The following is a 10,661-nucleotide window of genomic DNA, read 5'->3' on the forward strand; positions in this document are numbered from 1 at the left end:
CGCGCGCGGTCAGGGCGCCCCGCCCGTCCGCACCCTCTCGAACAGGTCGTCGTCCCCGACCTGGCCGCCCTTGAGCAGCAGTTCGACCCCGTCGAGCGGGCCGTCGGCGTGCGCGCGCAGGAGCGCGACGTTGCCCCAGGGGTTGGCGGCGATCGACAGCGCCCGGATGCCGAGGAGGCGCACGACGCGACTCGACGAGTCGCCTCCGCAGACGATCACCCGGCGCGTCTCGCCGGCCGCCACCGCGGTGCGCACGACACGCGCCGCGCGCCGGGTGAGCCCGTCCAGCGCGCCGCTGTCGTCCGGCCCGAGATCCGACGCGAGCACGACGCTGCGCCCGGCGCGCAGGGCGTCGCGGGCGGGTGCGGCTTCGCGGTCGTCTCGCGGAAGCGGCGCGACGAACCACCCGGCATCCGCGGCCGCCGCCGTCTGCCGTCGCGTCCGCGGCGACCGACTGCCCGAGACGACCAGGACCGGTCCGCTCGCGGCGGCCACGGCGGCCGGTGCCGGCCGGCGCGGTGCGGCATCGGCGATCGCCGCGCTCAGACCGCCCGAGCCGACGGCGAACGCGGTCGGGGCGAGCCGGCCGATCGCCTCGCCGATGAGGCGCAGGTGGTGCGCGTCGAGCGCGTCGAGCACGACGGCGTCGGCACCGCACGCCTCGATGCGGCGGGCGAGGTCCGCGGCATCCGTGTAGCTGGTCAGGGGGATGCCGGTGAGGGCGAGCGCGGTCTGCGCGCCGAGGTGGCGCGCGATGTCGGACTCCGACATCGGGGTCGACGGATGCCGGGACATCGTCGGCTGCCGGTCGAGGCGGTACACGACGCCGTCGTCGGCCGCGAAGTGGTGGCCGAACACGGTGTAGCGACCGAAGTCGGGCTGGGCGAACAGGAGCGGCACGGGGCGGGCGCCGGTGAGGTCGCGCCCGATCTCGAGGACGCGGCCGAGGCTGCCGACCTCGGGCGAGGAGTCCACGGTGGAGCAGGCCTTGTACTGCAGCACCGCGGGCCGCAGCGCGGCCAGCGCCGAAAGCGCCGGCCGCACCTCGGCCTCCAGCGCCGCGGGGCCGAGGGAGCGGGCGATGCCCGCGATGCCGACGACGTCCCCGTCGTCTGCCGCGTCGGCCAGCGCCGACGGGGACGGGAGCGAGGTGAACAGGCGTCCGCGCCACCCGCGGCGGGTGAACTGCAGCAGCGCGTCGACGCTGCCGGTGACGTCGTCGCCGTAGAACCCGACCGCCGGCTCACTCACGGACGGGTCCGAACGTCTCGGCCGCACGGCGCAGGGCCGGTGAGGCCGCGAGGGCCTGCGCGACGCTCTCGCCGCGTTCGGCGGACGACCACGCCTCGCGCATGGCGGTCACGCCCGCCGCCGCACCGTCCGGGTGGCCGTGGATGCCGCCGCCGGCCATCACCAGCAGATCGGCGGTGCCGGTCGCGGCGTAGGTGGCGTGCGCGAGGCCGCCCCACTGGCCGGAGGAGAGCACCGGCACGGTCGAGGTCAGGCCCGGCAGGGGCGTGCGCACGGCGGCGACGGAGGCGAGCACGTCGTCGTCGGACTCGTAGAACTTGTTGGAGATGCCGTTGGTGTGGAGGTGGTCGACGCCGCACAGCCGTGCGAGCTTCTGCCACGCCGTGAACGAGATCCCCAGCCGGTCCGAGCGGCTCAGCGCGCCGAACCCGGCCCGGTGCCCGTGGATCGGCACGCCCGAGATGCGGCGCAGGTGGGCGATGCCGGCCAGGCCGACGTGCGCGATCACGGCCATGACGCACGTCCCGCCCGCCGCGACGACGAGGTCGTGATGGGCTTCGAGCCGGTCGATGTCGTCGGTGATGTTGAACGCGTACATGGGTTTGACCCCCGTGCGGTCGGCATGCCTCTCCAGCACCGGCATCACCGCCGCGACGCGCGCCGCGAGCGGGGCGTGCGGCGCGTTGCCCTGCAGCTCGTCGTCCTTGATGAAGTCGACGCCGGCGCGCGCGAGCTCGCCGACGAGCTCGGCCAGTTCCGCGGGCGAGAGTCCGATGGAGGGCTTCACGATCGTGCCGATCATGGCGCCGGTCGGCCGCGACATCAGCCGCCGCGTGCCCTCGAGGCCGAAGCGCGGACCCCCGTAGCGCTGCGCGAAGGCCGGCGGAAGATCCAGGTCGACCAGCTTCACGCCGGACAGCTCCTTGATCTCGAACAGGTTGCCGGCCACCGTGCTGAGCAGGTTCGGGATCGACGGGCCCGAGTTCTCGAGGGGGAACCGCACGCGCACGCGGGCGCGTCGGCGGTGGCCCAGGTCGCCGACGGCGCCGGGCAGGGGCGAGGAGTCCGCCGGGGGCAGCTCGGTGATCTCCACGACGCGCGCGGCGAAGCGGTCCCGCAGCGCGTCGCTCTCCCGCTCCACCCGCACGAAGGTTCCCGTCGACTGCTCGCCGGCGAGGATCTCCGCGGCCCGCTCGAGGTCGAGCCCGGTCTCGATGACGTAGGTCGCGACGACCGCGTCGGTCGCGGCGCTCACCAGATCACCGGCAGCCAGACGGACATCTCGGACGGGCCGCGATTGGCCCACGCGAAGTACGGCACCAGCCGCACCGTCGCCGTCGTGATCGGGTCGTCGTCGATCTCGTCGTACAGCGTCGCGGGCGTCGGCGGGAGGACGGCCGCCTCGGTCTCCAGGGCGACGACGCGTCGGCCCGCGATCTGCGTCGGCACGGCGCGCAGCGCGGCGCCGCGACGCAGGGCGATGCGTTCCAGGTCGATCCCCGCGGGCAGGTCCGGGCTCTCGACGCAGTACACGACGGGTCCGCGCTGGACGGCGACCTGCGCCGTGAGCTCCTCGGCCAGCCGGTGACCGCGGAGGAGGCGGGCGGGCATCGGGAGGTCCAGGACGATCTCGTCGCCGGCGCGCCATGCGCGGTCGACCCGCGCGTACGACGAGGACGCCGCGATCTCGACGTCCGCGCCCGCGACGGTGAGCCGCGCCCCCCGCGCCCACCCGGGGATCCGCAGGTGCACCGGCACCGTGCCCTCCGCCTCGGTGACCGTGAAGACGATGCGCCCGTCCCACGGGTAGTCGGAGCTCTCACGCAGGCCCAGGACCCGCCCGTCGCCGAACGCATGACGGATCTGCGATCCGCCGTACTGGTGCACCCACAGCCCGTCGTCGGACACCGAGCCGATCCGCTCGTGGAACTGCGCGAGGGTGCGCGCGATGTTCGGCGGGCAGCAGAAGCACGACAGGTACGGCTCGCGCAGGCGTTCGTCGGACGGCGGCGGGGCGGGCACCGGATGCAGCCCCGTGTCGCCCGCGCGCCGTAGCGGGAAGGGGAGCTCGCGCACCTGTCGCAGGGGGTTCGTGTAGAAGTAGGTGGCTCCGTCCAGACCGATGCCGGACAGCAGCGCGTTGTACGCGACGGTCTCGATGACGTCGGCGTACCGGGCGTCGGCGCGCAGCGCCAGCATCCGCTCGCTCCACAGCACCATCCCGATCTGCGCGCACGTCTCGTTGTGGGCGGTCGTGTGCGGCAGCTGGTAGGGGCGTCCGTAGGCCTGGTGGACCCGGCTGATCTCCTCCTGCCAGGGGTGGGCGTCGGGGGAGGCGCCGTCGTAGAGCGCCCCGCAGCCGCCGGTCACCGCCAGCTTGGTGTCCACGACATCACGCCACAGCGTGTCCAGCACGGCGTGCAGCTCCTCGTCGCCGGTCTCGATGACCAGGTCGGCCAGACCCGCGTAAAGGTAGTTGGCCCGCACGGCGTGCCCGGCCACGACGCTCTGGTGGCGCACGGGGATGCGGTCCTGATTGTCGTCGCCGCCCTCGTCGAACTCGTCGCGCACCCGCAGGAACGACTCCGCGAGCGTGAGGTAGCGGCGCTCGCCGGTCGCGCGGTAGAGGTCGACGACGGCCATGTAGTGCGAGGGGCAGATCGCGCTGCGGGCCAGCTCGCGCGGCTTGTCGGTCGCGAGGTGCTCCAGGAACCGCGCCGCACCGCGGGCGACCTCGAGTAGGGTCGGCGATCCGGTGACGCGATGATGGCGCACACCGGCGGTGATCAGATGGCCGAGGTTGTACGTCTCGAAGTTGAAACGGTCGGCCAGGGCCGAGACGGGCTCGTCGTCGCGCGCGGCGATCGCCGTCGGCGTGTGGACGTAGCCGTCCTCCCGCTGCACCGCGGCGATCAGACGGGCGATGCGCTCCAGCTCGGCCTCGAGAGCCGGATCGGGATCGGTCTCCAGTCGACTGATCGCCGCCTCCATCCACTTGTAGAAGTCGCCGTCCATGAAGGGGGGACCCTCGTGACGGCCCGGGCGCAGCCCCGCGGCCACCTCGAAGTTCGCGAGGGCCGGGCTCGTGGCCGGGTCGGCGAGCATGGCGCCCATGGTCGGCACCGTCACCTCGCGCGTGCGCCGGGCGATGCGGCCCCAGAAGCCGTCGGCCCAGCGCGCATCGGCTGCGCCGAGGGGAGTCAGCGTGCCGCTCATGCCCGCGCCTCCGTTCCGGTCGCGTCGAGCGTCCGCGCGAGCCGCTCGACGCCGAGGGCGACGCTGGTCAGCACGGGGACCGTGGATGCGGCCGCCGCCGCGGCCGATGCCATGGAGGCCTGCGCGAGGACCACGACATCGGCGCCCGCGGCCGCCCGCTCCACGGCCTGGGCGACGAGACGGTCGTGGCGGTCGCGATCGCCGCCGGCGACGGCCGCGAAGGCGTCGTCGATCACCTCGGCATCGATGCGCGGCCGCGTTCCGGCGCGGTCGGCGCGCTCCCGCAGGAGCGCGGCCGTCGGCGCGCAGGTGGTCGGAAGGGTCGCGAGGACCGCGATGCGTCCGTCGCCCGCCGCCGTGACCGCGGCATCCGCCATGGCCTCGTCGATGCGCAGGACCGGGATGCCGACCGCTGCCGCCGTCGGCGCGGCCAGCGTCGAGATGGACGAGCAGGTGAGCATCACCGCCTCCGCCCCCGCGTCGCGCGCGGCGCGGGCGAGCTGTGCGATCCGGGCGGGCACCGACGGGGCCTCGTCGCGCGAGAGGTCGGCGACGATGCGGTCGTCCAGGTAGTTGACGATCTCCACGCCCGGCAGGAGCGTCGCCGCCTCCGCGGCGACCATCGGGATGACGACGGCGCCGGTGTGGATGAAGGCGACACGTCGCGGCGCGCTCACGCGATCACCTCCACCGCGCGGCGGACCACCCGTTCGTGCACGCCGTGGCCCACCCGTTCGGGGTCCCGACCCGGCAGGTCGACGATCGCCTCGGCGCCGACGGGCACCCGCATCCGCACGCGCAGGTCGTCGCCCTCGCGGACCCAGGAGATCTCCGCGGGTCCGTAGGGGGTGAGATGGCGGGCGCTCGCCGAGGTCAGTCCGCCTCCCGGACGGGGTGCGAACCGGATGCGCCGATAACCCGGCGCGTCCGGGGCCAGGCCGGCGACCGTCCGGTGCAGCCAGTCGGCCACCGCGCCCAGCGCGTAGTGGTTGAAGGAGGTCATCGTGCCCGCGTTGACCGACCCGTCCGGCAGCATGGCGTCCCACCGCTCCCAGATCGTGGTGGCACCCATCTCCACCTGATACAGCCACGACGGGCAGCCGCGCTCGAGCAGCAGGTCGTACGCGGCGTCGAGGTGACCGTTCGCGCTCAACGCGTCGCACACCAGCGGCGTGCCCACGAACCCGGTGGCGATGTGGTTGCCGGCCTCGCGCACGAGGTGTGCGAGGCGGTCCGCGGCCGAGGAGCGCAGGTGCGCGGGGAGGAGGTCGAACTGCAGGGCGAGCGCGTAGGCGGTCTGCGCGTCGGAGGTCATCGTGCCGTCCGGACGGACGTAGGCGGCCACGAACGCCTCGACGATCTCGTCGGCCAGCCGCCCGTACGCGCCCGCCTCCTCGGCGCGCCCGAGCTCCGCCGCCATCCGCGCGACGATCCGCGCCGACAGCGCGAAGTACGCCGTCGCGACGAGGTAGCGGTCGGTGCGGGCATCCGCCGGATCCTGCGGCGGTGCGGCCGGGTCGAGCCAGTCGCCGAGCTGGAAGCCCGTGTCCCAGAGGCGGCTCGGGCCGGCGATCTCGGCCTGGAGGTCCACCCACCTGCGCGCGCTGTCGAACTGCGCGCGCAGGATCTCGGGGTCGGCGAACCGCGAGAACAGCGTCCACGGCACGACCGTCGCCGCGTCGCCCCAGGCCGCTCCGGGCCGCTGCGGCGTCCACATCGTGTCGGCCGGGATCACCGGGACGAACCACGGCACGGTCCCATCGGGGAGCTGTTCGAGGGCCAGGTCGCGCAGCCAGCCGCCGAGCATGCCGGACACGTCGAAGAGGAAGGAGGCGGTCGGGGCGAACACCTGGAGGTCGCCGGTCCATCCGAGGCGCTCGTCGCGCTGCGGGCAGTCGGTCGGCACGTCGACGACGTTGCCGCGCATGCCCCACACGACGTTCTCGTGGAGCCGGTCGAGCATCGGATCGGAGGAGGAGAACCAGCCGGTGCGCTCCAGGTCGGTGTGCAGCACGCGCGCCTGCAGCGCGCCGGCGGCGGCATCCGCGTCGAGATCGCCCGGCCAGCCGTCGACCTCCACGTAGCGGAACCCGTGGAACGTGAACCGCGGCTCCCAGGTCTCGCCCTCGGGGCGGCCCGCGAACGTGTAGGCGTCCGTGGAGCGTGCGTCCCGCAGCGGCCGCGTGTAGAGCTCGCCGTCCTGCAGCACCTCCGCGGTGCGCAGGGTCACCGTGGTGCCGGCGGGTGCCGTCGCGCGCAGGCGGACGACGCCGACCAGGTTCTGCCCGAAGTCGAGGATGCGCCTGCCCGACGGCGAGGTGAGCACGCGGCGGGGCGGGAGCTCCTCGGTGACGCGCACGGGCGGGCCGGTCGGGGCCACGAGGGTCGCGGGGTCGCGTCGCCGCATCTGCACCCGCTCCCAGCCCGCGTCGTCGAAGCCGGGGCGCGACCAGCCGGGCTGCTCCTCGCGCGCGTCGTACACCTCGCCGTCGTAGAGCCCGGCCTGCAGGATCGGGCTCGGCGCCGCCCGCCACGACGTGTCGGTCGGGACGACCACGCGCGAGCCGTCGTCGTAGACGAGCTCGAGCTGGGCGAGGAAGGAGAGGTCGTCGCCGAAGAGGTTGCGAAACCCGCCCCGCCAGCCGAGGCGCCCGCGGTACCAGCCGTCGCCGAGCCAGGCCCCGATCGCCGCGCGCCCGCTCTGCAGCAGCCCGGTCACGTCGTAGGTCGTGTAGCGCAGCCGCTCCCGGTAGACCGTCCAGCCGGGGGCGAGCAGGTCGTCGCCGACCCGCTCGCCGTTGATCTCCGCCTGGAACAGGCCGTGCGCGCTCGCGTACAGCCGGGCGCGCACCAGGCCGGGCGCGACGTCGAACTCCCGGCGCACCAGCGACGGGCGCCGCTCGTCGCTCATCGGGTTCTCGTTCCACAGCGCCCCCACCGGCGCGGCCGCCCAGTCGGACGGGTCGAGGAGTCCGATCTCGACGGGCGCCCACGGGCCCGGCGCGCTCCAGACGCCGTCGTGGCCGCGGACGCTGATGCGCACCTCACGGCGCTCGCGCGACCGCAGGGCGGCGAACGGCCACGCGACGAGGATCTGCGCGGAGGAGGCCACCTCCGCGCACTCCGCGGCGCGCTCGTCGGCGGCGGGATCGGCGGCCGCGTGCGGATCGCGGGCCTCCACGCGGTAGGCGCTCTGGTGCCACTCGGGGGCCGCGTCGTCGATCGTCCAGGACAGGCGCGGCGCGCTCTCGCCGATGCCGAGCGCCTCCCGATGGTGTTCGAAGCGCGGTGCGGACACGGTGGCCGTCATTGGTCACATTCCCCTCGTTGGGCGGTCGAGTCGACTCGAAACGTTTCAGTCTGTCGATTGCGATGCGAATCGCAGAGCGAACCAATAGCATTGGTACGTTTCAAACCATAGCAAAAGGAGCGGTCATGATCATCGCCGTCACGGGCAGCAGCGGGACTCTGGGACGGGCCACCGTCGAGCGGCTGCGCGCCGACGGGCACGACGTCGTCGGCTTCGACCTCGCCGGCCCCGCGGGTCCCGGGTTCACGCGCGTCGACCTGTCCGACTATGGACAGACGCTCGACGCGATCCTCGGCGTCACGGCCCGCCACGACGGCCTCGCCGCCCTCGTCCACCTCGCCGCGGTGCCGGTGAACGGGCTGATCCCGGATGTCGCCACCTTCGAGAACAACCTGGCGGCGTCGTCGCACGTGCTCTTCGCGGCGCACCGCGCCGGCATCCGGCGCATCGTCATCGCCTCGAGCATCACGGCCGCGGGGTTCCCCTTCGACGTCGCGCCGCCGGCGCTGCCCGTCGACGAGGGCTACACGCGCGCGTTCAACACCTACGGCCTCGGCAAGGTCGTCGAGGAGACCCTGGCCGCGCAGATCGCCGGCTGGCGCGAGGGCGTCTCGATCACGGCCCTGCGCTTCACCAACGTCGTCGCCCCGGACGGCTACGCCACCTTCGCGCGTGCCGGCGAGGACGACTACCGACGCGATCTGCTCGGCTCGTGGGTCGATGCCCGCGACGGGGCCGAGGCCGTCGCCCTCGCCCTCGGGCGCGGACGCCCCGGATTCGAGGTGTACAACGTCGCGGCACCCGAATCGGGGCTGTCGACCCCCTCGCGCGAAGTCGCGGCGCGATGGTTCCCGGGCGTGCCCGTCGCGGAGGACCTCGGCGCGTTCGAGTCGCTGCTGTCGACCCGGAAGATCCGCGCGGAGCTGGGCTTCCGCGCCCGGCACGACTGGCGCTGAAGGATGCCGGCGGGTGCCGTCCTCGCGACCCGCCGGCATCCGGCTCATCCCTTGACCGCGCCGGCCGCGAGGCCCTTCATGATGCGCTGGTTGAGGAAGAGGTAGAGGACGAGGATGCCGACGACCGTGATGCAGATCGCCGCGAACAGCGGCCCGTAGTTGATGGCCCCGTACTCGCCGGAGAAGTTGAGCAGGCCGACCTGGATCGTGTTGAGGCTCTTCTTGCCGCCGAACACCAGCGCGATCAGCAGGTCGTTCCAGATCAGGAAGAACTGCACGATCGCGACCGTGAGCACGGCGTTGCGCATCATCGGGAACCCGATCGAGAAGAAGGCGCGCACCATCGAGGCGCCGTCGATGGTCGCCGCCTCGAAGATCTCGCGGGGGATCGCCCGGAAATAGGTCGCCATCATGAACACCGTCAGCGGCAGTCCGCCCGCCGTGTAGATGAGGATCATCGGCAGGTGCGAGCCGTTGATCCCGAGCTGGAAGAAGGCGTTGAACAGCGGCAGGATGATCATCTGCCCCGGGATCATGATGCCGGCGAGGAAGAGCAGCAGGACGGCACCGCGCCCCTTGAAGACGAGGACCTCGAGCGCGAAGCCGGCCGCGGTGCCGAGCACGACGATGAGCAGCAGCGACGGCAGCGTCACGATGATCGAGTTCATCACCGTCGTCGAGAGGTTGCCCGTCTGCCAGGCGGTCGCGTAGTTGTCCCAGCGCCACGTCTCCGGGAAGGCGTACGACGGGTTGTTCAGGAAGTCGGTGTTCGACTTCAGCGAGTTGATGAACATCCAGAACAGCGGGTAGGCCGTGACGACCACGAGGAAGAGGATGGTCAGCCAGGTCGGCACGCGGCGCAGCAGCGCGAGGGCGCGCCCCGCCGGCGTCGGTCGCTGCGACCTGACGGCACGGGGGCTCGTGACGGCGATGGTGTCGAGAGTCGTGGTCATGAGGTGCTCCTCTCAGACGGTGTTGTCGCGGCGCGACGAGCGGAAGATGGCGAGGGTGACGAGAAGGCACATCACGGTCAGCAGGAGCGCGATGGTCGACCCGTAGCCGAAGTCGCTGTACTGGAACGCGGTCCGGTACATGTAGAGGGTCAGCGGCGTGGTCGAGTTGCCCGGCCCGCCGCCGGTGAGGGCGAAGACCGAGTCGAACACCTTGATGGTGCCGTTGATGCTGAAGATGAACGAGGCGAACAGGATCGGCAGCGACATCGGCAGGATGATGTGCCGGAACAGCGAGAAGGTCTTGGCGCCGTCGATGCGGGCCGACTCGACGATCTCGTCGGGGATGTCGAGCAGGCCGGAGAAGACGAGCACCCCGTAGAAGCCGACCGAGCGCCACACGTCCATCACGACGATGACCACGAAGGCCGTCGTGCCCGAGCCCAGCCAGTCGACGGACGACAGGCCGACGTTGACGAGCAGCTCGTTGACGAGACCGTCGTTGGGGGCCGACTGGAAGATCTTCTGGTACAGGATCGCGATCGCGACGGTGGGCAGCACGACGGGGAAGAACACGAGCGTGCGCACCAGGACCGACGACCGGCGCAGGACGAACTGGTACAGCAGCGCGAGGCCGTAGCCCAGGACGACCTGCAGGATCGTCACCAGCACGGCGTACTTCAGCGTGAAGACCAGTGCGTCGCCGACGTAGGGGTCGGAGAGCAGCCGGGTGAAGTTGTCGATGCCGTTCCACTCGAATCCGGTCAGCACGCTGCCGGAGAAGAACGTGAGCCCGAACGACCAGAGGACGGGGACGAGCATGATCAGGGTGTAGACGATGAGCGCGGGAAGAAGCAGCAGCGTGATCGCCTTGCGGTCGCCGAGGACGGACTTCATGGGTGGCGGCTTTCGTGCGGAGCGGAAGGGGGTCGGGCGCCGGCCGGCCGGGGATCGGGACCCCGGCCGGCCGGCGCGGGG

Annotated in this window: 8 protein-coding genes; 1 reads left to right on the forward strand and 7 read right to left on the reverse strand. The window is 72.7% G+C overall.

Features of this window, described 5'->3' with window-relative positions:
• Positions 1-9: 9 nt before the first annotated feature.
• The 5 genes from MHO01S_RS13880 to MHO01S_RS13900 are packed head-to-tail and all read right to left on the reverse strand — an operon-like array spanning position 10 to position 7,777.
• On the reverse strand, positions 10-1,251 hold the full coding sequence (locus MHO01S_RS13880) for a four-carbon acid sugar kinase family protein (RefSeq protein WP_061782480.1): 1,242 nt from the start codon (positions 1,249-1,251) through the stop codon (positions 10-12).
• The gene (locus tag MHO01S_RS13885) at positions 1,244-2,506 is read right to left on the reverse strand and encodes a RuBisCO large subunit C-terminal-like domain-containing protein (protein WP_061782481.1); all 1,263 of its coding nucleotides are present in this window, start codon (positions 2,504-2,506) and stop codon (positions 1,244-1,246) included. Before MHO01S_RS13885 ends, MHO01S_RS13880 begins: the two co-directional genes overlap by 8 nt.
• Positions 2,503-4,467 carry a glycoside hydrolase family 127 protein gene (locus tag MHO01S_RS13890; protein ID WP_061782482.1) on the reverse strand — a complete coding sequence of 655 codons (1,965 nt, stop codon included), beginning with the start codon at positions 4,465-4,467 and terminating at the stop codon, positions 2,503-2,505. Before MHO01S_RS13890 ends, MHO01S_RS13885 begins: the two co-directional genes overlap by 4 nt.
• The gene (locus MHO01S_RS13895) at positions 4,464-5,144 is read right to left on the reverse strand and encodes an aspartate/glutamate racemase family protein (RefSeq protein ID WP_061782483.1); all 681 of its coding nucleotides are present in this window, start codon (positions 5,142-5,144) and stop codon (positions 4,464-4,466) included. Before MHO01S_RS13895 ends, MHO01S_RS13890 begins: the two co-directional genes overlap by 4 nt.
• Positions 5,141-7,777 carry a family 78 glycoside hydrolase catalytic domain gene (locus MHO01S_RS13900; protein ID WP_061782484.1) on the reverse strand — a complete coding sequence of 879 codons (2,637 nt, stop codon included), beginning with the start codon at positions 7,775-7,777 and terminating at the stop codon, positions 5,141-5,143. The genes MHO01S_RS13895 and MHO01S_RS13900 overlap by 4 nt, the downstream gene beginning before the upstream one ends.
• 125 nt (positions 7,778-7,902) lie before the next feature.
• On the opposite strand from MHO01S_RS13900, the gene MHO01S_RS13905 reads away from it, so the two are divergent.
• The gene (locus MHO01S_RS13905) at positions 7,903-8,733 is read left to right on the forward strand and encodes an NAD-dependent epimerase/dehydratase family protein (RefSeq protein WP_061782485.1); all 831 of its coding nucleotides are present in this window, start codon (positions 7,903-7,905) and stop codon (positions 8,731-8,733) included.
• Positions 8,734-8,777: 44 nt separating this feature from the next.
• On the opposite strand, the gene MHO01S_RS13910 is transcribed toward MHO01S_RS13905, so the two are convergent.
• Both MHO01S_RS13910 and MHO01S_RS13915 read right to left on the reverse strand, forming a co-directional pair.
• Complete coding sequence (locus MHO01S_RS13910; protein WP_061782486.1) at positions 8,778-9,686, reverse strand: carbohydrate ABC transporter permease; 909 nt, start codon at positions 9,684-9,686, stop codon at positions 8,778-8,780.
• Positions 9,687-9,698: 12 nt separating this feature from the next.
• The gene (locus MHO01S_RS13915) at positions 9,699-10,580 is read right to left on the reverse strand and encodes a carbohydrate ABC transporter permease (RefSeq protein ID WP_060958298.1); all 882 of its coding nucleotides are present in this window, start codon (positions 10,578-10,580) and stop codon (positions 9,699-9,701) included.
• Between the last annotated feature and the right edge of the window lie 81 nt (positions 10,581-10,661).

Origin of the sequence: Microbacterium hominis NBRC 15708 (genome assembly GCF_001592125.1) — a bacterium.
Lineage (GTDB): Bacteria > Actinomycetota > Actinomycetes > Actinomycetales > Microbacteriaceae > Microbacterium > Microbacterium hominis.

Bases quoted from the DNA above. Each gene is read 5' to 3' on its own strand.
- MHO01S_RS13905 (WP_061782485.1), top strand. From the start codon at position 7,903: ATGATCATCGCCGTCACGGGCAGCAGCGGGACTCTGGGACGGGCCACC.
- MHO01S_RS13900 (WP_061782484.1), bottom strand. From the start codon at position 7,777: ATGACGGCCACCGTGTCCGCACCGCGCTTCGAACACCATCGGGAGGCG.
- MHO01S_RS13910 (WP_061782486.1), bottom strand. From the start codon at position 9,686: ATGACCACGACTCTCGACACCATCGCCGTCACGAGCCCCCGTGCCGTC.
- MHO01S_RS13915 (WP_060958298.1), bottom strand. From the start codon at position 10,580: ATGAAGTCCGTCCTCGGCGACCGCAAGGCGATCACGCTGCTGCTTCTT.
- MHO01S_RS13890 (WP_061782482.1), bottom strand. From the start codon at position 4,467: ATGAGCGGCACGCTGACTCCCCTCGGCGCAGCCGATGCGCGCTGGGCC.